This window comes from Brevundimonas sp. Root1423 (assembly GCF_001426805.1).
The window spans coordinates 1-19,280 of the sequence record NZ_LMFL01000046.1; the positions used below are offsets into that span (position 1 = coordinate 1).

At 69.3% G+C, this 19,280-nt stretch carries 23 protein-coding genes and 1 pseudogene; 8 read left to right on the forward strand and 16 right to left on the reverse strand.

Annotation, left to right across the window (positions count from 1 at the left end; genetic code table 11):
- The 5 genes from phoU to ASD25_RS24520 form a co-directional block, all read right to left on the reverse strand.
- Nucleotides 1–609 (reverse strand): phosphate signaling complex protein PhoU (phoU, locus tag ASD25_RS24500; protein WP_156389468.1); only part of this gene is annotated, 609 nt, incomplete at both ends.
- A gap of 90 nt (nucleotides 610–699) precedes the next feature.
- Nucleotides 700–1,515 (reverse strand): phosphate ABC transporter ATP-binding protein PstB (gene pstB, locus ASD25_RS24505; protein WP_156389469.1); only part of this gene is annotated, 816 nt, incomplete at its 5' end.
- 47 nt (nucleotides 1,516–1,562) lie between these two features.
- Nucleotides 1,563–2,849, reverse strand: coding sequence for a phosphate ABC transporter permease PstA (gene pstA / locus ASD25_RS24510; RefSeq protein WP_055830028.1), 1,287 nt, complete (start codon nucleotides 2,847–2,849; stop codon nucleotides 1,563–1,565).
- Entirely contained in the window at nucleotides 2,842–4,272 is a 1,431-nt protein-coding gene (pstC, locus tag ASD25_RS24515; RefSeq protein WP_055830030.1) for a phosphate ABC transporter permease subunit PstC, read from the reverse strand. Before pstC ends, pstA begins: the two co-directional genes overlap by 8 nt.
- Before the next feature lie 139 nt (nucleotides 4,273–4,411).
- On the reverse strand, nucleotides 4,412–5,812 hold the full coding sequence (locus tag ASD25_RS24520) for a cell wall metabolism sensor histidine kinase WalK (protein ID WP_055830032.1): 1,401 nt from the start codon (nucleotides 5,810–5,812) through the stop codon (nucleotides 4,412–4,414).
- A gap of 149 nt (nucleotides 5,813–5,961) precedes the next feature.
- Between ASD25_RS24520 and ASD25_RS24525 the strand changes: the two genes are divergently transcribed.
- Together ASD25_RS24525 and ASD25_RS24530 are read left to right on the forward strand one after the other, a co-directional pair.
- A complete protein-coding gene (locus ASD25_RS24525; RefSeq protein ID WP_055830035.1) occupies nucleotides 5,962–6,918 on the forward strand; it encodes an ABC transporter ATP-binding protein in 957 nt (318 codons plus the stop codon).
- On the forward strand, nucleotides 6,915–8,303 hold the full coding sequence (locus tag ASD25_RS24530) for an ABC transporter permease (protein WP_055830037.1): 1,389 nt from the start codon (nucleotides 6,915–6,917) through the stop codon (nucleotides 8,301–8,303). The genes ASD25_RS24525 and ASD25_RS24530 overlap by 4 nt, the downstream gene beginning before the upstream one ends.
- A 104-nt stretch (nucleotides 8,304–8,407) precedes the next feature.
- On the opposite strand, the gene rpsU is transcribed toward ASD25_RS24530, so the two are convergent.
- The gene (gene rpsU / locus ASD25_RS24535; RefSeq protein WP_056621430.1) at nucleotides 8,408–8,665 is read right to left on the reverse strand and encodes a 30S ribosomal protein S21; all 258 of its coding nucleotides are present in this window, start codon (nucleotides 8,663–8,665) and stop codon (nucleotides 8,408–8,410) included.
- A 273-nt stretch (nucleotides 8,666–8,938) separates the two neighbouring features.
- On the opposite strand from rpsU, the gene ASD25_RS24540 reads away from it, so the two are divergent.
- Nucleotides 8,939–9,619 (forward strand): COQ9 family protein, encoded by a 681-nt coding sequence (locus tag ASD25_RS24540; RefSeq protein WP_055830039.1) that lies wholly within the window; start codon nucleotides 8,939–8,941, stop codon nucleotides 9,617–9,619.
- A 171-nt stretch (nucleotides 9,620–9,790) separates the two neighbouring features.
- Here ASD25_RS24540 and ASD25_RS24545 read toward each other — a convergent pair whose 3' ends face one another.
- The 3 genes from ASD25_RS24545 to purE are packed head-to-tail and all read right to left on the reverse strand — an operon-like array spanning nucleotide 9,791 to nucleotide 11,536.
- Nucleotides 9,791–10,864 carry a 5-(carboxyamino)imidazole ribonucleotide synthase gene (locus ASD25_RS24545; protein ID WP_055830045.1) on the reverse strand — a complete coding sequence of 358 codons (1,074 nt, stop codon included), beginning with the start codon at nucleotides 10,862–10,864 and terminating at the stop codon, nucleotides 9,791–9,793.
- Nucleotides 10,865–11,047: a hypothetical protein gene (locus tag ASD25_RS24550; protein ID WP_056621432.1), complete on the reverse strand. Its 183-nt coding sequence runs from the start codon at nucleotides 11,045–11,047 to the stop codon at nucleotides 10,865–10,867. It abuts the gene before it with no gap.
- Nucleotides 11,048–11,536: a 5-(carboxyamino)imidazole ribonucleotide mutase gene (purE, locus tag ASD25_RS24555; protein ID WP_056621434.1), complete on the reverse strand. Its 489-nt coding sequence runs from the start codon at nucleotides 11,534–11,536 to the stop codon at nucleotides 11,048–11,050. It lies immediately after the preceding gene.
- Nucleotides 11,537–11,660: 124 nt separating this feature from the next.
- Here purE and ASD25_RS24560 point away from each other — a divergent pair, with 124 nt between their 5' ends.
- Complete coding sequence (locus ASD25_RS24560) at nucleotides 11,661–12,224, forward strand: GGDEF domain-containing protein (protein WP_055830048.1); 564 nt, start codon at nucleotides 11,661–11,663, stop codon at nucleotides 12,222–12,224.
- A gap of 6 nt (nucleotides 12,225–12,230) precedes the next feature.
- Here the strand turns inward: ASD25_RS24560 and ASD25_RS24565 are convergent, their stop codons facing one another.
- The 3 genes from ASD25_RS24565 to ASD25_RS24575 are packed head-to-tail and all read right to left on the reverse strand — an operon-like array spanning nucleotide 12,231 to nucleotide 13,568.
- Nucleotides 12,231–12,455 carry a YdcH family protein gene (locus ASD25_RS24565; protein ID WP_055830050.1) on the reverse strand — a complete coding sequence of 75 codons (225 nt, stop codon included), beginning with the start codon at nucleotides 12,453–12,455 and terminating at the stop codon, nucleotides 12,231–12,233.
- Nucleotides 12,456–12,492: 37 nt separating this feature from the next.
- Nucleotides 12,493–12,957 (reverse strand): TIGR02444 family protein, encoded by a 465-nt coding sequence (locus ASD25_RS24570; RefSeq protein ID WP_055830052.1) that lies wholly within the window; start codon nucleotides 12,955–12,957, stop codon nucleotides 12,493–12,495.
- A complete protein-coding gene (locus ASD25_RS24575) occupies nucleotides 12,954–13,568 on the reverse strand; it encodes a UbiX family flavin prenyltransferase (protein ID WP_200943718.1) in 615 nt (204 codons plus the stop codon). The genes ASD25_RS24570 and ASD25_RS24575 overlap by 4 nt, the downstream gene beginning before the upstream one ends.
- Nucleotides 13,569–13,772: 204 nt before the next feature.
- Here ASD25_RS24575 and ASD25_RS24580 point away from each other — a divergent pair, with 204 nt between their 5' ends.
- The gene (locus tag ASD25_RS24580) at nucleotides 13,773–13,946 is read left to right on the forward strand and encodes a YdcH family protein (protein WP_055830657.1); all 174 of its coding nucleotides are present in this window, start codon (nucleotides 13,773–13,775) and stop codon (nucleotides 13,944–13,946) included.
- A gap of 60 nt (nucleotides 13,947–14,006) precedes the next feature.
- On the opposite strand, the gene ASD25_RS24585 is transcribed toward ASD25_RS24580, so the two are convergent.
- On the reverse strand, nucleotides 14,007–14,657 hold the full coding sequence (locus ASD25_RS24585) for a cell cycle transcriptional regulator TrcR (RefSeq protein WP_056621437.1): 651 nt from the start codon (nucleotides 14,655–14,657) through the stop codon (nucleotides 14,007–14,009).
- A gap of 309 nt (nucleotides 14,658–14,966) precedes the next feature.
- On the opposite strand from ASD25_RS24585, the gene ASD25_RS24590 reads away from it, so the two are divergent.
- Nucleotides 14,967–15,572, forward strand: a complete 606-nt coding sequence (locus ASD25_RS24590; protein ID WP_055830058.1) for a beta/gamma crystallin-related protein — start codon at nucleotides 14,967–14,969, stop codon at nucleotides 15,570–15,572.
- Nucleotides 15,573–15,574: 2 nt separating this feature from the next.
- Here ASD25_RS24590 and ASD25_RS24595 read toward each other — a convergent pair whose 3' ends face one another.
- On the reverse strand, nucleotides 15,575–16,546 hold the full coding sequence (locus ASD25_RS24595; RefSeq protein ID WP_055830060.1) for an NAD(P)H-quinone oxidoreductase: 972 nt from the start codon (nucleotides 16,544–16,546) through the stop codon (nucleotides 15,575–15,577).
- 84 nt (nucleotides 16,547–16,630) lie between these two features.
- On the opposite strand from ASD25_RS24595, the gene ASD25_RS24600 reads away from it, so the two are divergent.
- Together ASD25_RS24600 and ASD25_RS24605 are read left to right on the forward strand one after the other, a co-directional pair.
- Nucleotides 16,631–16,834: a DUF1192 domain-containing protein gene (locus ASD25_RS24600; protein ID WP_055830063.1), complete on the forward strand. Its 204-nt coding sequence runs from the start codon at nucleotides 16,631–16,633 to the stop codon at nucleotides 16,832–16,834.
- Between the two features lie 101 nt (nucleotides 16,835–16,935).
- The gene (locus ASD25_RS24605; protein ID WP_055830659.1) at nucleotides 16,936–17,451 is read left to right on the forward strand and encodes a DUF1465 family protein; all 516 of its coding nucleotides are present in this window, start codon (nucleotides 16,936–16,938) and stop codon (nucleotides 17,449–17,451) included.
- A gap of 6 nt (nucleotides 17,452–17,457) precedes the next feature.
- On the opposite strand, the gene ASD25_RS24610 is transcribed toward ASD25_RS24605, so the two are convergent.
- Nucleotides 17,458–19,014 carry a murein L,D-transpeptidase gene (locus ASD25_RS24610; protein ID WP_055830065.1) on the reverse strand — a complete coding sequence of 519 codons (1,557 nt, stop codon included), beginning with the start codon at nucleotides 19,012–19,014 and terminating at the stop codon, nucleotides 17,458–17,460.
- A 175-nt stretch (nucleotides 19,015–19,189) separates the two neighbouring features.
- A pseudogene (gene rpmE / locus ASD25_RS24615) lies at nucleotides 19,190–19,280 on the reverse strand (50S ribosomal protein L31); the annotation flags it as partial.

Below are 19,280 nucleotides of genomic sequence, written 5' to 3' on the forward strand. Positions count from 1 at the left end.
GGTTTCGGCGATGTTGGTGGCGTGATCGCCGATGCGCTCGAGGTTCTTGGCCATGAACAGCAGGTGGGTGCCCGCCGTGATCGTGCGCGGATCGCCCATCATGTAGGTCAGCAGTTCGCGGAACAGGGCGTTGTAGTGCTCGTCCACCTCGTCATCGGTGTTCCAGACGGCGACCGCGCGGTCGACCTCGGCGGCGGCGTAGGCGTCCAGCACGTCGCGCAGGCGCATGGAGACCAGCTTGCCCATCCGCTCGATCGACCGGGTCAGCGGCGGCATCGGATCGCCCTCGGCCAGGATCAGGCCGCGCTTGGCGATGTTCTTGGCGAGGTCGCCGGTGCGCTCGAGATCCACCGCCAGCTTCATCGAGGCCAGGGTGCGGCGCAGGTCCGAGGCCACCGGCTGGCGCAGGGCGATCAGGCGGATGGCCTTGCGCTCGATGTCGCGGTGCATGGCGTCGAGCCTGGCGTCCCGGTCGACCACGGCGCGGGCCAGGGCGATGTCGCGGCGGGCGACGGAATCGACGGCGTCGGCGACCTGGGCCTCGGCCAGACCGCCCATGCGGGCGACCTCGGCGGTCAGCTGGTTCAGTTCGTCGCCATAGGCCTTGACNCTGGGCCTCGGCCAGACCGCCCATGCGGGCGACCTCGGCGGTCAGCTGGTTCAGTTCGTCGCCATAGGCCTTGACGGTGTGCTGGTTCATCAGCCGAACCTTCCGGTGATGTAGTCCAGGGTGCGCCGCTCGCGCGGGTTGGTGAAGATGTCCTCGGTGTCGCCGGTCTCGATCAGGCGGCCCATGTGGAAGAAGGCGGTGCGCTGGCTGACGCGCGCGGCCTGGGCCATGGAGTGGGTGACGATGACGATGCAGTAGCGCTCGCGCAGCTCGTCGATCAGTTCCTCGATCTTGGCGGTGGCGATCGGGTCCAGGGCCGAGCAGGGCTCGTCCATCAGGATGACCTCAGGCTCGACGGCGATGGCGCGGGCGATGACGAGGCGCTGCTGCTGGCCGCCGGACAGGCCGGTGCCGGGCGAGTGCAGGCGGTCGGCGACCTCTTCCCACAGGCCGGCGCGCTTCAGCGAGGCCTCGACCACGACATCGAGCTCGGCTTTCGACGCGGCCAGGCCATGGATGCGGGGGCCGTAGGCGACGTTCTCGTAGATGGTCTTGGGGAAGGGATTGGGCTTCTGGAACACCATGCCGACCCGGGCGCGCAGCAGGACGGGATCGACCGATTTCGCGTTGATGTCCTCGCCGTCCATCTCGATGCGGCCCGTGACCCTGGCCCCCGGAATGGTGTCGTTCATGCGGTTCATGGTCCGCAGGAAGGTCGACTTGCCGCAGCCCGACGGGCCGATCAGGGCGGTGACGGTCTTGTCAGGGATGTCCAGCGAGACGTCATGGAGCGCCTGCTTGCCATTGTAGAAGACCGAGACGTCGCGCGCGGCGATCTTGGTCGGGCCGACGGGGCCCGAGCTGTGGATGACCGGCGGCGCGGCCATGACCGGCGTTTCGGCGGGNGCCCTCGGCGCCGTCGGGGGCGCGGAAGAGGTTGAATTTCATCGGGCTACCACCGGCGTTCGAAGCGCCGGCGCAGGAAGATGGCGGCGGCGTTCATGACGATCATGAAGGCGAGAAGGACAAGGATGGCGGCCGCCGTGCGCTCATGGAAGGCGCGCTCGGAAGCGTTTTCCCAGATGTAGACGAGAGAGGGCAGGGCGCCGCTGGGTTCGCCGACGCTGTGCGGTATGCCGGGAATGAAGCTGACCATGCCGATCAGCAGCAGGGGGGCGGTTTCGCCGAGCGCATGGGCCATGGAGATGATGGCGCCGGTCATCACGCCCGGCATGGCCAGGGGCAGGGTGTGATGGAAGACCGTCTGGGTCTTCGACGCGCCCATGGCCAGGGCGGCCTCGCGGATCGACGGCGGCACCGCCTTCAGCGACGAGCGGGTGGCGATGATGATGGTCGGGAGCGCCATCAGGGCCAGGACCAGACCGCCGACCAGCGGGCTGGCGCGCGGCAGGTGCATCCAGTTGATGAACAGGGCCAGGCCCAGCAGGCCGTAGATGATCGACGGCACGGCGGCGAGGTTGTTGATATTGACCTCGATCAGGTCGGTGATCCGGCCGCGCGGCGCGAATTCTTCCAGATACAGGGCCGCGCCGACGCCGAGCGGAATGGCGATGAAGGCGGTGACCAGCAGCATCAGGGCCGAGCCGACCACCGCGCCCAGCACCCCGGCCAGTTCCGGCTCGGTGGAGTCGCCCTTGGTGAACAGGCCGCTGTTGAAGTGGGCGGCCACGGCGCCCGAAGCCTTCATCCGGTCGAGCCAGCCGATCTGTTCATCGGTCAGGCGGCGCTGGTCGGCGGGCGTGTCGCGCGAGATCTCGCCCTTGAAGAACAGGTCGGCGTCGTCGGACACGGGCGCGGCGATCGGCACGGTCTGGCCGATCAGGTTCGGATTGGCCTGGATGCGGGCGGCGGCGGCGAACTTCAGTTCCGAGGAGAACAGGCTGCGCATCGCGGCGGCTTTCGAGCCCTGGGCGTCGTCGGCGACGCCGAGACGGGCGAGTTGCTGTTCGGCGACCAGCAGTTCGAAATTCGTCCCCTGCGGATAGCCGCGGTCGACGCGGGCCGGGTCCATATAGACGGGGACGGTGATGGTGTGGGTGTAGAAGGCGGTGTGGCCCTGGTCGATGATCCGGCCCAGCAGCAGCAGCAGGAAGCCGACCGCCACGCCGATGGCCAGCAGGCCGTACAGCCGGAACCGGCCCTCGCGGGCGTAGCGGCGCTTGAGTCCGGCGCGCAGGCGTTCGGCGCGGATCGCGGGCGTGACGGTCGCGTCAGTCATACTGCTGCCGGTAGGTCTGGACGATGCGCTGGGCGATGATGTTCAGCGCCAGGGTCACCAGGAACAGGGTCAGGCCGAGGCCGAAGGCGGACAGGGTCTTGGGGCTGTTGAACTCCTGGTCGCCGGTCAGAAGGGTGACGATCTGGACGGTCACGGTGGTGACGGTGTCCAGCGGGTTCAGGGTCAGGCGCGCGGCGAGGCCGGCGGCCATGGTCACGATCATGGTCTCGCCGATGGCCCGCGACATGGCCAGCAGCATGGCGCCGGCGACGCCGGGCAGGGCGGCCGGCAGAAGCACGCGCTTTACCGTCTCGGACTTCGTCGCGCCCATGGCGTAGGACCCGTCGCGCAGCGACTGGGGCACGGCGTTGATGATGTCGTCCGACAGGGAGCTGACGAAGGGGATCAGCATGATGCCCATGACCATGCCGGCGACCAGGGCCATCTGGTTCTGCACCAGCATCAGATACTGGCCGAGCCCGTCCAGCGGACCGCCGGCCAGCATGGCGCCGATCTCGTTGAAGAAGACCCGGAACGCCGGGCCCACGGTCAGGGCGGCGAAGAAGCCGTAGACCACGGTCGGCACGCCGGCGAGGATTTCCAGCACCGGCTTGACCACGGCGCGGAACGTCGGCCCGGCGTACTCCGACAGGTAGATGGCCGAGAACAGGCCCACCGGGGCAGCCACGGCCATGGCGATGAGCATGATCAGGAAGGTGCCCGCGAACAGCGGCAGCGCCCCGAAGGCGCCGGTCGATCCCACCTGGTCGGCGCGGATGGCGGTCTGCGGGCTCCACTGGGTCCCGAACAGGAATTCGGCGATCGGCACCGAGGCGAAGAACCGTATCGAGTCGTAGACCAGCGAGGCGATGATGCCGACGGTGGTCAGGATGGCCACGACCGAGCAGACGAACAGCAGGCCGACAATCCAGCCCTCGACCCGGTTGCGGGCGCGCATGCCGGGCCGGATCTGGCTGAAGACGAACAGGGCGCCGAGCAGCCCGGCCAGGACGGCGGCGGCTCCGGCGCCGATATCCAGCATCAGGGCGATGCGGGCGGCGCGCCGGCCCTCGGCGGGCAGGAGCTCGGCATAGGGCGCCGGCCAGATCTGCACTGCCGGACGGCCGGCGCCGACGGAACGGGCGTCGGCGAAGAAGGCCTCGCGCCGGAACGGCTCAAGCTGCTGGACCGCCTCGGGCGCGCCGGAAGCGGTCAGCGACTGCTCGACCGGGCCGGAGAAGACGGAGGCGGCCAGCAGGATCGCCAGGGCCGGGACCACCGTCCAGATCAGGGCGTAGGCGCCGTGCTGGCCGGGACGGGAATGCGGCCGCTGACCCTCGCCACGACGACGCGCCATCGCCCGGCCGCCGACATAGGCGGCGACGGCTGCGGCGATCAGGATCGGCAGGAAAAGCCAGGTCATGGACGTCCGTGACAGCGGGAATCAGAACGGCCCGGTCCCCCGGTTCGCCCCGCCGCGATAACTGCCCCCGAATGGTCAGCGGATTACGACGGGTGAATGACAGTTCTGTTACGCTGCAGAGGTCTTCGGGGCGGTTCTGTCATACGATCGTCGCTCCGCGGGGCGCGGCGAGAGGGAAATAGGCCGTGAAGACAGCGCCCTGGCCCGGGGCGCTCTCGACCGTCAGGCCGCCGCGATGGCGATTGACGATGTGTTTGACGATCGCCAGGCCCAGACCCGTGCCCTGGCGTTCGCCGCTCTTCTGGCCCTCGACGCGGTAGAAGCGCTCGGTCAGCCGGGGCAGGTGTTCCCGCGCCAGGCCGGGGCCATGGTCGCGCACGGTGACGGCGGTGTAGCGCTGGCCGGTTTCCCGATCGGGCGTGACCAGCGGCAACCGGGTCGCCCCCTCGCCGCGATTGCCCCCGGACCAGGGCGCCGACGCCTCGTCCAGGGTGATGTCGGGCCGGATGACGATCTCGACCGTCCCGCCCGAGGGCGAATATTTGACGGCGTTGTCGACCAGGTTCTGGACGACCTGAAGAATCTCGTCGCGATCTCCATGCACCGGCGCGCTCATCTCCCGGTCCTGCAGGTTCACGGTCACGGCGCGGTCGGCCGACAGCACGCTGACCGCATCGACGACGTCGGCGGCGGCGCGGGCCAGGTCGACCCGGCCCCCGGGCGGAATGTGCTCGTTCAGCTCGATGCGGCTCAGCGACAGAAGGTCGGCGACCAGCCGGCTCATGCGGTCGGCCTGGGTGGCCATGATGTCGAGGAATTTGTCGCGCGCCTTGGGATCGTCCCGGGCGTGGCCCTTCAGCGTCTCGATGAAGCCGGACAGCGAGGCCAGCGGCGTCTTCAGCTCGTGGCTGGCGTTGGCGAGGAAGTCGACCCGCATCAGCTCCATGCGCCGCACATCGGTCTCGTCGCGCAGCACCAGCAGCGCCAGGCTGCGGTCGTCGGACGAGGGCAGGGGGCGGGTCAGGGCGCGCCAGTGCCGCGTCTGGGCTCCGACACCGGCGTAGTCGGTGGTGCGGGTCAGGCCGCCGAACAGGGCCTCGTCCACCGCCTCCAGCACCGCGGGATCGCGCAGCACGGGCACCAGCAGGGCGCCCTCGGTCTGGATGCGCAGCAGGTCGCGGGCGGCGGTGTTGGCCAGCACGATGCGGCGGCCCGCGATGTCGTCCGCCTCGCCGCCCGACACCACCAGGACCGGGTCGGCCAGGGCCTCGAAGACGCTGTCCAGCAGAAGCCGGTCCGGGCGCGGCTCCTGGGCCTCGGCCTGGTCCACGGGTCCGGCTTCGACCGGGGTCCGACGGTGGATCATCCACGTCGTCAGACCGACCAGGGCCGCGGCCCCGAACAGCCAGGCCGCCGCCGCCGGCTGAAGAACCGCTGCGCCCAGCAGGGCGATGATGGCGATGCCGGCGCTGGCGCCGACCGTCCACAGCCGGGATCCGGACCGGGGGGCGACGGGAGAGGATGAGACTTCGTAGGGCATTCACGCTTTCGCCGGCGGGGACTTGTACCCCGCGAACATGACACGGAATTCATGACAGCGGGGCGCCGATGGCCCCCGCGACGGGTTGTCAAACATCCTTTACACTCCTATCCCTGAGGGCGACAGACTGGATAAGGCCGGAGGGGATCATGGCGGCGGCGTTGACGCTGGAAGGCGTAAGCAAACGGTACGGGGATTTCCAGGCCGTCAAAGACCTGAGCTTCGAGGTCGAGAAGGGCACGATCTGCGGCTTCCTGGGCCCGAACGGGGCCGGCAAGACCTCGACCATCCGGATGATTCTGGGGTTGCAGGGCGTCAGCGCCGGCCGGATCGAGATCCTCGGCGCCGACGACGGGCGCAAGGTGCGGGACCGCATCGGCTTCCTGCCGGAGGAGCGCGGCCTCTACAAGAAGATGACCCCCGTCGACGCCATCGCCTTCTTCGGTTCGCTGAAGGGCCTGCCGATCGGCGAGGGCCGCCGGCGCGCGAAGGAGATGCTGGACGCCCAGGGCCTGGGCGGCGCAAAGCGCAAGAAGATGAAGGAGCTGTCCAAGGGGATGGCGCAGAAGGTCCAGCTGATCGCCTCGGTGGTGCATCGCCCCGAGTTCGTCATTCTCGACGAGCCGTTCTCGGGCCTGGACCCCGTCAACCAGCAGGGTCTGGAAGCGGTCATCCGCGGCCTGGCGGCCGACGGCGCGACGGTGCTGTTCTCGACCCACGTGATGCAGCACGCCGAGCGGCTGTGCGACAAGGTCGTGCTGCTGGCCCGCGGCCGGAAGGCGTTCGAGGGCACGGTGAGCGAGGCGCGCGCGACCTCGAAGCGGTTCCTGGAGCTGGAAGGGGCCATCGATGCGGCCCAGGCGGCGACCCTGCCCGGCGTCACCGACGTCGAGGTGGTGTCCGACATCGACGGCGTGCGTGTGCTGAAGGCCGCGCTCGGTCGCGGCGGCAAGGGGCAGGAGGCGCTGAAGGCGGCCTTCCTCGGCGGGCTGGACGTGCGGCGGTTCGAGTTGCGCGAGCCCAGCCTGCATGACGCCTTCATCGGCCTGACCGGCGACAATCCCGACGTCGACCAATCCACGAAAGCCGCGGAGGCCGTCCGATGAACCGCACCCTGCTGATCGCGCGCCGCGAATACGGCGCCTATGCCCGCACCGTCGGCTTCTGGCTGTCGCTGCTGGCCTTCCCGATGTTCGCGGTTCTGGGCGGGGCGGTGCCGCTGATGATCCGGTCGTCCGAGCCGGTCCGGGTCGTGGCCGTGGTCGAGGAAGGACCGCAGGCCGCCGGCCTTGCGGCGGCGGTGCGCGACTCCCTGCGCAACGACGCCGAGCGGCGAAACGCGCGCGCCCGGGAAGCGGCCGGGAAGGCCGCCGCCTCGACCGGCGCCTCGGCCGATCCGGGCATGGCGCAGGGGGCGATGGCCAACCTGTCGCGGCCGAAGATGCGGCTGGTCGCGACGCCGACCGACATTTCCTCCCTGCCGGCCGGGCCCGGGCAGGACGCGGCCGTGCGCCGCCACATGACCGACGACACGCCCAAGGATCAGCGGCTGGACGCGGTGGTCTTCCTCAACCGGACGGACGGCAAGCCGACGGCGCGGGTCTGGACCGCGCGGGCCACCGACGACACGGTCGAGGACTTCATCCGCGACGCCCTGAACTCGGCCAATCGCAAGACGGTGTTCGAGGCCGCCGGCATCGACCCGGGCGTGGTCGACCAGACCGAGGCCTTCCGCGCCGACGTCAGCGTCTTCTCGCCCAAATCGGCCAGCGGCGGAGAGGTGTCGTTCCGCGACAAGCTGCCGGCCATCATCGGCCTCGGGGCCGGCTTCCTGTTGTGGTCGCTGATCATCACCGGGGCCTCGATCCTGCTGAACAGTGTGATGGAGGAGAAGTCGAACAAGATTCTCGAGGTGCTGCTGTCCTCGGCCTCGGCGACCGAAATCCTGACCGGCAAGGTGCTGGGCGTGGCGCTGCTGACGCTGACGGTGCTGGCGGCCTGGGGCGGGATCGGCGCGGCCGGGCTGTTCTGGTTCGCACCGGAGCAGGGCGGCATGGTCGGGGACATCCTGCTGAACGGCGGCATGCTGGCCTGGTTCGGCGCCTTCATGCTGGGCGGTTATCTGATGTATGCGGTCCTGTTCGCGGCCATCGGCGCCTTCTGCGAGACGCCGCGCGACGCCCAGACCCTGATGGGGCCGATCATGATGATCCTCGTCATTCCGATGATCACCATGCAGATGGCGCTGCAGACGCCGGACGCGCCGATGGTGCGGATCATGTCGTGGATCCCGTTCTTCACCCCCTTCCTGATGATCGCCCGCATGCCCTCCGACCCGCCGCTGATCGAGGTGATCGGGGCCATGGGCGGCATGTTCGCCTTCGCCCTGCTGATGGTGTGGATCGCCGGCCGCGCGTTCCGGGCGGGGGCGCTGTCGGACGTCAAGCTGAGCTGGAAGAGCTTCGCGGGCGCGGTCAGGGGCGGGCGGTAGGACTCAATACCTTCTCCCGAAAGGGAAGAAGGGCAGAATAGAAAAGGGCCGCTCCGGTTTCCCGGGGCGGCCCTTGATCTGTTCGTTCGGCTGTCGAGCGGGGTTTAGCCGCGGCTCGGACCACCCACGCCCGGCACGCGGGGCTTCGGCGGCGGCAGCAGGCCTTCGCGCTGCATGCGCTTGCGGGCCAGCTTGCGGGCGCGGCGCACGGCCTCGGCCTTCTGGCGGGCGCGCTTCTCCGAGGGCTTCTCGTAGTGCACGTGGCGCTTCATCTCGCGGAAGCTGCCTTCGCGCTGCATTTTCTTCTTGAGGGCCTTGAGCGCTTGATCGACGTTATTATCGCGAACGAAAATCTGTACCAGGTTGAACTCTCCTTTGGCCGCCCGCCGCGCACCTCGAAAGGGAGACGGGCGACGTTATTATCGCGAACGAAAATCTGTACCAGGTTGAACTCTCCTTTGGCCGCCCGCCGCGCACCTCGAAAGGGAGACGGGCAGACAAATAAAATCTCGGTCCGACGGACAGGGGTCCGCGGATGAAGGCGGGCTGATACACGTTCGGCCCCCTCGTGTCCAGATCGTCGCGCTTCAATCTGAAGGGTCGAAACCCCCGGCTGACGGGGATATGCTGCCGCCATGACCGATGCGCCACACCTGTCGAACGAGACGCCCGGGGGAGACTGGGGCGACCGGATGGAGCAGTCGGTGCTGGACGCCGCGGTCCGCCTGTCGCCCGCCCTGGGCTGGAACAGCCGGATGCTGAGGACGGCCTGCGCCGACAACGGCCTGTCGTTGGGCGACGAGGAACTGCTGTTTCCCAATGGGGCGAGGGATCTGGCGGCCCTGCTGTCGCGCCGCCACGACGACCGGACCCTGGCGGTTCTGGCCCAGGTCGATGCGAAGTCGCTGAAGATGCGCGAGAGAATCGCCCGCGCCGTTTCGGCCCGGATGGAGGCGGGGGCGGCCGATCTGGAGGCGACGCGCCGCTGCGCCGCCTTCCTGGCCCTGCCGACCAATGCTGATCTGGGGCTGAAGCTGGCGTGGGAGAGCGCCGACCACCTCTGGCATTGGGCCGGGGATACCGCGACGGACTGGAACCACTATTCCAAGCGGGCGATCCTGTCGGGAATCCTCATTCCGGCGCTGACCATGCGCTGGTTTGACGGCAGGGACGCCGCCGAGACCTTCGTCGCCGCCCGGATCGAGAACGTCATGGCCTTCGAGAAGTGGAAGGCCGGCAAGGATTTCGACGCGCCGCTGCGCAAGGTCAGCGAGGCTCTGAGCCGGATGCGGTACGGGGCGAAGACCGACACCTGACCTTTCGTCATCCTCCGGCAAGCCGCGCAGCGGCGCAGACCGGGGGACCCAGCGGCGCCGCGACGGCGGCGAAATACCGCTGTCTCCAGCGACAGCGCTCCTGACAGGTTCGCGCTCACGCGCGCCGCTGGGTCCCCCGGTCTCGCTGCGCTCGCCGGAGGATGACGAAGATCAGAGCGGCTTGACCCGGTTCACATGGCCCATCTTGCGGCCGGGACGGGCCTCGGCCTTGCCGTAGAGGTGCAGGCGGGCGTCGGCCTTGCCGGACAGCCTGGTCCATTGTTCGATCTCATCGCCCAGCAGATTGGTCATCTCGACGCGGGCGTGGGCCGTGGTCGGGCCCAGCGGCCAGCCGGCGATGGCGCGAATGTGCTGTTCGAACTGGTCGCAGACGCAGCCGTCCTGGGTCCAGTGGCCGGTGTTGTGGACGCGTGGCGCGATCTCGTTGACCAGCAGGCGGCCGTCTCCGAGATCGAACAGCTCGACGCCGAGGACGCCGACATAGTCGAGGCCCTCAAGCACGGCCTTGGCTATGGCTTTCGCCCGCTTCTCCGTCCTCACATCGACGGCGGCGGGGGCGAGGGTGGTCTTCAGCACCCCGCCCTTGTGGATGTTCTCGCCCAGCGGATAGACGGCGATCGCGCCGTCGCGGCCGCGCGCGGCGATGATCGACAGCTCGCGCACGAACGGGGCTTTCGCTTCCAGCACCGAAGGCCGCTGGCCGACGGCGCTCCAGGCGTCAGCCGCCATGGCCGCCGACCGCACCCAGATCTGGCCCTTGCCGTCATAGCCCTCGCGCCGGGTCTTGAGCACCGCCGGCGTACCGAGCCGCTCCAGTCCGGTCAGCAGGTCGTCGAGGCTGTCGACGGCGGCGAAGTCGACGGTGGTGGCTCCGACGCCGTTCAGGAAGGTCTTCTCCTCGACCCGGTCCTGCGCCACGGCCAGGGCCCTGGGGCCGGGGGCGACGACAGCGCCGCCCTCGACCAGCCGTTCGACCGAGGTCGCGGGGACGTTCTCGAACTCGAAGGTGACCGCCTGACAGGTCTGGCCCAGCACCATCAGGGCCGTGGGATCGTCATAGGCGGCGACGATCTGGCCCTGGGACACCCGCCCGGCGGGGCTGTTCTCCTCGGGGTCGAGGATGGCGACGTTGAAGCCGAGGCGGGACGCCGCCTGGCTGAGCATGCGGCCCAGCTGGCCGCCGCCGAGAATGCCGAGGGTCGAGCCGGGAGCCAGAGGAGCCACTCAGTCCTCGACCGTCTCGTGGACGACGATCTGGCCCTGGGACACGCGTCCGGCGGGGCTGTTTTCCTCGGGATCGAGGATGATGACGTTGAAGCCGAGGCGGGACGCGGCCTGGCTGAGCATGCGGCCCAGCTGGCCGCCGCCGAGAATGCCGAGGGTCGAGCCGGGAGCCAGAGGRGYCACTCAGTCCTCGACCGTCTCGTGGACCGCCTCGGTCTGGGCTTCACGGAAGGCCGTCAGCCGCCCGGCCAGCACCGGATCGGCCAAGGCCAGGATCTGGGCCGCGAGGATGCCGGCGTTCTTGGCTCCGGGCTCGCCGACCGCGAGGGTGGCGACCGGRAYGCCGCCGGGCATCTGGACGATGGACAGCAGGCTATCCAGCCCCTTCAGCGCCTTGGACTCCACGGGCACGCCGAGAACCGGCAGTTCGGTCATCGAGGCGGCCATGCCCGGCAGGTGGGCCGCGCCCCCCGCCCCGGCGATGATGACCTTGAAGCCCGCGGCCTTGGCGCCCGTGGCGAAGTCGAACAGGCGTTGCGGGGTGCGGTGGGCGCTGACGACCTTGGCCTCCCAGGCCACGCCGAGCCGGTCCAGCGCGTCGGCGGCGTGTTTCATCGTCGGCCAGTCCGAGCGGCTGCCCATGATGATCGCCACGGGAGTCTGGGTCGCCATGGGTGCGCAGCCTTTCGCGGGAAAGCGGCGCGATACAGGACTCGCGTTGCGCCCGCAACCGACCGCGTTAGGCTGAGCCTTGGCCCGGCGTGGTGAGTCGCCGGCCGGGGAGCCCTCTTCGCTCGTGACCAACGCGGCCGTCATCGACCCTTACGACGAGATCGAGCGCCTGCGCGCGGAGATCGAGGCCCTGCGCCGTCGCGCCGAAGCGGCCGAGGCGGCGGCCGATCACGACGTGCTGACGCCGGTCCTCAACCGGCGCGGCTTCATCGCCGCGATGAAGAGCGCCATGGCCTTCTGCCAGCGCCACGGCACGCCCGCGGTGCTGCTGTATCTCGATCTGGACGGTTTCAAGGGCGTCAACGACAGCCTCGGCCACGCCGCGGGGGACGCCGCCCTGGTGCATATCGCCAACCTGCTGGCGGACAATCTGCGCGAATCGGACGCCGTGGGCCGTCTGGGCGGCGACGAGTTCGGCCTGCTGTTGCTGAACGCCGGCCTGAACGGCGGCCGCGAGAAGGCGCAGCGGCTGGCCGACGCCCTGGCGGCCGAGGAATTCACCTGGAACGGACAGTCCGCGCGCCTCGGCGGATCGTTCGGTGTGCGGGCGTTCAACGGTCACACCGACCCGGAGGTCTGGCTGGCCGAGGCCGACGCCGCCATGTGGGTTCGCAAGAAGGGGCGGTGACGCCCGTCAGGCGATGATGTCGGGCAGAATCCGGTCCTCGATCCGGGTGATCTCGTCGCGCAGAACCAGCTTCTTCCGCTTCAGCCGCGCGATCATCAGCTGATCGGGCACGGGCATGCGCCCCAGCGCCTCGATCGAGGCGTCGAGGTCGGCGTGTTCGAGCTGAAGCAGCTTCAGCCGGGCGTGGAGCGCCTGCTCTTCCTCGGTCAGAAAGGGTTCGTCGTCGTTCATGCCAGGATCCCGGACGTCATCTATATCGTGCGTCGCATCAGGCCGGAAGGCGCTCGGCGAGGCGGACCAGCCCCGCGCGCGGGGTGATCGGAGACCAGACCCGGGCCGCCGCCACCATGGCGGGGAGCGGGGGCTGGACAGGGCCGCCGGGGGCGGGGGCGAGGCCTTCCAGCGCGGTCAGCAGGCGGCGTTCCGCCTCCAGCTCCACCGCCTTGACCTGGCTCCGGACGGCTTCGCGATCCGCGTCGTCCAGGTCGGGGGCGCGGGGCTTCAACGCCCGGCGCACGGCGCGCAGGGGGGCGATGGCGGTTTCCTGCCAGGCGCGGGCGGTGTCGCCGGCGGCTTCCAGGGCGTCCTCGTCCGGCGTGCGCCCCTCGGCGGCGCACCAGGCGGCCCAGAGCAGCAGGGGAATGTTCTGGCCGGCGGAGTCCTGCAGCTCAAGGCAGGCGTCGGCGACGCCATCGACGGCGTAGACCGCCACCGCCCAGCGCCAGAGGCTCATTCGGCGGCCGCGGTCTTCAGCCCGTCCCAGCGGCGGACGGCGGACCAGTCGAGGCCGAACAGATCCAGCGCGCGGCCGACCGACTGGTCGACCATTTCGCCGATGCTGGCGGGTTTCGCATAGAAGGCCGGCAGAGGCGGCGCGATGATCGCGCCCATCTCGGAGAGGGCGGTCATGGTGCGGAGATGGCCGAGGTGCAGCGGCGTCTCGCGCACCATCAGCACCAGCGGCCGGCGCTCCTTCAGCACCACGTCGGCGGCGCGGGTCAGCAGGGTCGAGGTCACGCCGGTGGCGATCTCGCTCATCGTGCGGACCGAGCACGGGGCGACGATCATGCCCATGGTCCGGAACGAGCCCGAGGCGATCGCGGCGCCGACGTCGTTGAGGCGGTGCGTCACGTCGGCGCGGCCCATCAGGTCGTCGGCGCTGAGGTCGGTCTCCTGCGACAGGGTCAGCAGGGCGGCGCGGGTCACGACCAGGTGGCTTTCGACCCCCAGTTCGCGCAGGGCGTCCAGCACCCGAACGCCGTAAGTCACGCCGGAGGCTCCGGAAATTCCCACGATCAATCGGGAGGGCGTCGAGCCGGAAAGGTTCCGTACGGCTCCGTTCACATCTTCGGCCAATTCGGGCTCCAGGGTGGTCCGTGTCCGGACGGTCGGCAATTCACTGGAATGTGATTCCGTTCACATCTTCGGCCAATTCGGGCTCCAGGGTGGTCCGTGTCCGGACGGTCGGCAATTCACTGGAATGTGATTCTACAGCCGGTCAGACCCGGCGCTGACTGTACTGGTCCCTTAGACATGGAGGCGCAAGCCATGACCATCGAAGCTCGTATCCGCGAACTGGGAAACCGTCACCGCAGCCTGGATGAGATCATCCGGCGGGAGATGATCCACCCGGCCACGGACTCGCTTCACGTCAGGGAGCTCAAGCAGCAGAAGCTTCGACTCAAGGAAGAGATCACCAGCCTGGAGGCCCGCGCAGGATAGCGAGGCGGCTTCCCGAAAAGACACCGGCCCCGGAGAGCGATCTCCGGGGCCGTTTTTCGATCAGTCCTTGTTTCCGAACACCGAAGCCGCGGTGGGCTCGGCCCCGCGGCGTTCGCGGGCCTCGGGGACGAACTCCTCCTCGGCCGGTTCGGCGGGCGCGTCGACGGGCTGCAGGGTGGCGCCGCCCTTCTTCGCATCGTCCTTCGCCTTCTTGTCGGCGGCCTTGCGGACCAGTTCGTCCAGGGCCAGTTGACCGACCAGGCCGAGGGTCACGGGGTCGACCGGCTTGATGTTGGGGCTGTTCCAGTGGGTGCGGTTGCGCACGCTTTCGATGGTCGACTTGGTCGTGCCGAGCATCTTGGCGATCTGGGCGTCGGTCACCTCGGGGTGGTTGCGMACGAACCAGGCGATGGCGTCSGGACGGTCCTGACGGCGCGAGACGGGCGTGTATTTCGGCGCCGGCTTGCCGCCCTTCATCAATTCGGCGTGGCGGCTGACCACGGCCTGCATGCGGTAGTTTTCATCGTTCTGGGCCTTGTCCAGCTCCTCGCGGGTCAGCTGGCCGTTGACCAGCGGRTCSGCGCCGCGGATGTCSCGGGCMACGTCGCCGTCGGCGATGCCGCGCACTTCCAGCGGATGCAGGCCGCAGAAGTCGGCGATCTGCTCGAACGTCAGGGAGGTGTTGTCGACCAGCCAGACCGCGGTGGCCATGCAGGCCGCAGAAGTCGGCGATCTGCTCGAACGTCAGGGAGGTGTTGTCGACCAGCCAGACCGCGGTGGCCTTGGGCATGAGGATGTCGGTCATGAACGCAATTCCGGTTGTGGCTCGAGCCCGGAACCCGGGCTCTGGATACGACGGCGCCCGGCCTTTCGACCGGGCGTTGATGATCGCGATATAGGCCTATTCGCGCGAAAAGAAAACGGACGCCGACAAGGCCGTACAGCCACGGTTCATCGACAAGCTGAACAGTGGGCCGCACAGACGCGTTGTGCGTCGGGAAACCTCCAGGAGGGACGACGATGTTTATCGAGATGCTGGCCGCCATGGCGGTCGTTTCGGGCGGAGCCGCTCCGGCGCAGCAGGACCCGCAGGTCGGCGCCCGCGTCGCGCCGCGCGGCGACTATCGCGACAGCTGCAGCGGCGAATATGTGAACCGGGGGCGGCTTTACGCCGACTGCCGCACCGACCGGGGACGAATCCGCGGCACGTCGATCGAGCTGAACCGCTGCTCCGACTATGAGATTCGCAACGACAACGGCTTGCTGGTCTGCGGTCCGTATCGCGGCCAGTATGAAGACCGGCCGGGCGGCGGCGGCGGCAACGACGGTCCGGGCTGGCCGGGCGGCGGCGGCGGCGGCGGACGCGGCTCGATCACCATCTATCGCGACGCCGATTTCCGCGGAGCCTCGTTCCGGTTCGACGGCGAGGTCCCGAACCTGGCCAACACCGGGTTCAACGACGCGATCTCGTCGATGCAGTTCCGGGGTACGTGGGAGGCCTGCACGGACGCCTACTATCGCGGCCAGTGCCAGACGTTCACCGATGACATCCGGAACCTGCAGCGCTGGGGCATGAACGACCGCATCTCCTCGCTGCGTCCGGTGGGCCGCGGCGGCCGCTGGTAACGTCAGGTCGTCAGGACGATCTTGCCGACATGGCCGCCCGCCTCCAGCGCGAGGTGGGCGGCCGACGCCTGTTCCAGCGGGAAGGTCGCCTCGACCGGCGGCCGGACCGCGCCGGACGCGACCCAGGGCCAGACCGCGGCTTCCACGGCGGCGATCAGCCGGGCCTTTTCGTCCGCGGGACGCGCCCGCAGAGTCGAGCCGGTCAGGACGATCCGCTTCATCATCAACCGCGCGAGGTCGATCTGCGCCATCGCGCCGGACTGGGTCGCGATCACGACCCAGCGGCCGGACGGCTTCAGGGCCGCCTGGTTGAGCGCGGCGTAGTCGGCGCCGACCATGTCCAGCACGACGTCGGCGCCGCCGAAGGCGGCGATGGCCGTGTCCATGTCGTCAGCGAGGGCGTCCAGGCTGAGGTCCGCGCCCAGTCGCAGGGCGGCGGCGGTCTTGTCCGGTCCGCGCGAGGTGGCGATGACCCGTGCCCCCGCGGCCCTGGCCATCTGTATACCGGTGACTCCGATGCCGCTGGTGGCTCCGTGTATCAGCAGGGTTTCGCCGGGCTTCAGGCCGCCGGCCTCGAAGACATTGGCGAAAACGGTGCAGACCGTCTCGGGCAGGGCGGCCGCCTGGACGAGGCCGACGCCGGCCGGCACGGGCAGGGCGTGACGCGCGTCGACCACGGCGCGTTCCGCATAGCCGCCCCCGCCCAGCAGGGCGCAGACCTCGTCGCCGAGGGCCCAGCGGGTCACCCCTTCGCCGATCTGGTCAACCTCGCCCGCGACCTCGAGGCCGAGGATGTCGGGCGCGCCGGGCGGGGCGGGATAGCGGCCCAGCCGCTGAAGGAGATCGGGCCGGTTGACGCCGGCGGCCCGGACCCGGATCCGGATCTGACCGGTTCCCGCGACGGGATCGGGCCGTTCCGCGAGGATGAGAGCCTCCGCCGGGCCCGCTCCGCCGGCGATCTCGATGACCCGCATTCGCTCCATCCAATTCTTGCAATCGTCCGTGTCCGGGCGTTCAGATAGGGGGTTGCATAACCCTTGGCCACGGAGGAGGCGGCGATGTTCGAGGATCTGGAGCCCCGTCCGGCGCGCGGCGCGCCGCTCATCGCCCTGACGCGCGAGGACCTGGACGGCTATTCGGTCGAGGACCTCAAGCAAAGGATCGAGGGACTGGAGGCCGAGATCGCCCGTTCGCGCGCGGCCATCGAGGGCAAGTCGTCGCAACGCAACGCCGCCGACGCCATGTTCAACTTCCGCCCCTGAATCAGGCTGTTGGCACAACCGTTGCAGTCCGTTGAAGCGCCGCGCGAAACCGTGCCGGTCGTGATACGGATGCGCGTACCCCTATGAGTTTGACCGACTTCATGCCCACCGACGCCTCCATACCTTCGCCCGCCGGCCGCAGCCGCGCCGCCGTCGTGGACGACTTCGCGCGCTCGGAACTGTTCGACCGGACCTTCCGCGAAGGCATGGAACTGGTCGAGGATACCGCCGCCTATCTGGACGGCGACGGCCGCCGCGAATCCAAACTGCTGTCGCGGGCGACGGCGCTGGCCTATGCCGGTGAAAGCATGAAGCTGACCACGCGGCTGATGCAGATCGCGTCCTGGCTGCTGGTGCAACGGGCCGTGCGCGAGGGCGACATGACGGCGCTGGCGGCCTGCGAGCCGCGCTACCGGCTGGCGGACCGCACCGCCGAGACCGATCCCACCGACAGCGAACTGCCGATCGCCCTGGTCGAATATCTGGTCCGGGCGGAGAAGCTGTACGACCGCGTCCTGCACCTGGACCGTCGCATGTATCAGGACGCGTCGGAGGAGGATGCGGTCAATCCGGTGCAGAGCCAGCTCGATCGACTGACGGCCGCTTTCCGAAGCTAGCCGCGTCTATGGCCCGACGTCGTTGGCGACGCCGGCGCCGTCATCGACCGCCTTGGGCAGGCTGATGGCGATACCGAGGGCTTCGGCCAGCTTGGCGTCCCGCTCGTAGACATCCTCGCGGAAGGCCACCCGGCCCTGACCGTCGACGAAGGCGGTCCAGTACAGCAGGCGCACGCTGATCTCGCGGCCCGTGGCGATGCGCTTGGTTTCGCGGGTGTCCTGGGCGGTGTCGAACTGTTCCAGCAGGGCCGGGTCGGGCGAGAGCAGCAGGCGGGCGAAATCGACCGCGCCCTGGACGCGGACACAGCCATGCGAGCGCTGCCGCATGGCCAGGTTGAAGACGCTCTTGGCCGGGGTGTCGTGCAGGAAGATGGCGTAGCTGTCGCGCAGTTCGAACTTCACATAGCCGAGTGCGGCGTTCGGCCCGGCGCGCTGGATGACCGTGCCGTTCGAAACGTACATGTTCTGGCTGGCCAAATAGCCCGGACCGCGAGGCAGGATTTCGTTTCGGGCGATCGAGGCGGGCACGTACCAGGGCGGATTGGCGACCACCGAGGCGAACGGTTTCTCGAGGCTGGGCGTCTGGTTGGTCGGCGAGCCGACGACGACCCGGTTGGAGTGGACCGGCCGGCCGTCCTTCCAGTAGACCATGATGGCGGCGGCGGTGTTGACCTCGATCCGTTCGGGCGAGACCTCGCGCTTCAGCCAGCGACGGCGTTCCAGGTTCAGGGCGATCTGGCGGGCGCGGTCCTCGGCCGAGGCGGACAGGGAGCGCTGGCTGCCCGTGCCGATGCGGCCGTCGGCGACGAGACCGTGCCGGACCTGGAATCCGCGCACGGCGGCCTGGAGTTCAGGGCCGTAGACGATGCCCTCCTGCGTCAGGCGCGCGCCGTCCGCCGCGGGAAGGTCGCCCTCGGCGACGAGGCGCTGGATAAGCGCGGGAATGCGGGCGTCGCTCGCGCCCGGCTCGATCGTCGGTCCCTGGCGGAAGGCCGGCCAGCCGCCCTCGCGGATCAGACGGCGGTAGCGAACATAGCCGGCGGAAAGGTTGGAATAGCCGATGTCCGTGGGGGCGAGCGCCTCGAACCAGTCGACCAGACGGCTCTGGGCCAGGGCGTCGTTGAGGCCTACGGGCAGGTCGACGCGGTTCTTCTGCATCTCCCACAGGTCTTCGACCGTCTCGGGCCGGACGCGGCCCTCGGCGAGGACGCGGGCGTAGCCCATGGCGGCCGCGGTGGTGCGCATTTCGGCGGCGTCGCGGTCGGCGGCGAGAGTCTCGAAGTTGAAATAGTCGGCCTGCGACAGGCCATGACGCTCGGCCCGGCCGGCGGCGGCCTGCAGGGCGCGCAGCCGTTCCGGGTTCCAGACGGGCCGCCAGCCGTTCAGCTCGTAGAAGGCGCGAACGTCCGGCTGGATTCCGGCGGGCAGACGGGCCAGCTGATCGTTGAACCGGTCATAGAAGGCGACGGCGGCGGGATCGCGGGTCTGGGCCGAGGCCGCCTGACCCATGGCGGACGCAAACGCCGTCACGGCCGCGCCCAGTCCGAGTTGCCGTCGATTCATCGCCAAGGTCTCTACGCAGGATTCGATGCGGGACACCGTGTCCACGCCCCCGAAAAAGCCAACGCCGGGATGTTATCGGCGTTCCGGTCAAACAGAAAGGCGCCGGTCCGGAGACCGACGCCTTTGTTGTCGTCTTGCCTCAGGGTGTGGCCTGAAAGCCCGCACCCGCAGCGGCCTACTTCTTGATGAAGCCGGCGAACTTGTTGTTGAAGCGCGAAACGCGGCCGCCGCGGTCCAGCATGTGCTGGTTGCCGCCGGTCCAGGCC

Coding starts and splice junctions, on each gene's coding strand:
- pstA (WP_055830028.1), bottom strand. CDS start 2,849: ATGACTGACGCGACCGTCACGCCCGCGATCCGCGCCGAACGCCTGCGC.
- ASD25_RS24530 (WP_055830037.1), top strand. CDS start 6,915: ATGAACCGCACCCTGCTGATCGCGCGCCGCGAATACGGCGCCTATGCC.
- ASD25_RS24570 (WP_055830052.1), bottom strand. CDS start 12,957: ATGAGCCTCTGGCGCTGGGCGGTGGCGGTCTACGCCGTCGATGGCGTC.
- ASD25_RS24595 (WP_055830060.1), bottom strand. CDS start 16,546: ATGCGGGTCATCGAGATCGCCGGCGGAGCGGGCCCGGCGGAGGCTCTC.
- ASD25_RS24520 (WP_055830032.1), bottom strand. CDS start 5,812: ATGCCCTACGAAGTCTCATCCTCTCCCGTCGCCCCCCGGTCCGGATCC.
- ASD25_RS24605 (WP_055830659.1), top strand. CDS start 16,936: ATGCCCACCGACGCCTCCATACCTTCGCCCGCCGGCCGCAGCCGCGCC.
- ASD25_RS24600 (WP_055830063.1), top strand. CDS start 16,631: ATGTTCGAGGATCTGGAGCCCCGTCCGGCGCGCGGCGCGCCGCTCATC.
- ASD25_RS24540 (WP_055830039.1), top strand. CDS start 8,939: ATGACCGATGCGCCACACCTGTCGAACGAGACGCCCGGGGGAGACTGG.
- pstC (WP_055830030.1), bottom strand. CDS start 4,272: ATGACCTGGCTTTTCCTGCCGATCCTGATCGCCGCAGCCGTCGCCGCC.
- ASD25_RS24580 (WP_055830657.1), top strand. CDS start 13,773: ATGACCATCGAAGCTCGTATCCGCGAACTGGGAAACCGTCACCGCAGC.
- ASD25_RS24525 (WP_055830035.1), top strand. CDS start 5,962: ATGGCGGCGGCGTTGACGCTGGAAGGCGTAAGCAAACGGTACGGGGAT.
- ASD25_RS24565 (WP_055830050.1), bottom strand. CDS start 12,455: ATGAACGACGACGAACCCTTTCTGACCGAGGAAGAGCAGGCGCTCCAC.
- ASD25_RS24590 (WP_055830058.1), top strand. CDS start 14,967: ATGTTTATCGAGATGCTGGCCGCCATGGCGGTCGTTTCGGGCGGAGCC.
- ASD25_RS24610 (WP_055830065.1), bottom strand. CDS start 19,014: ATGAATCGACGGCAACTCGGACTGGGCGCGGCCGTGACGGCGTTTGCG.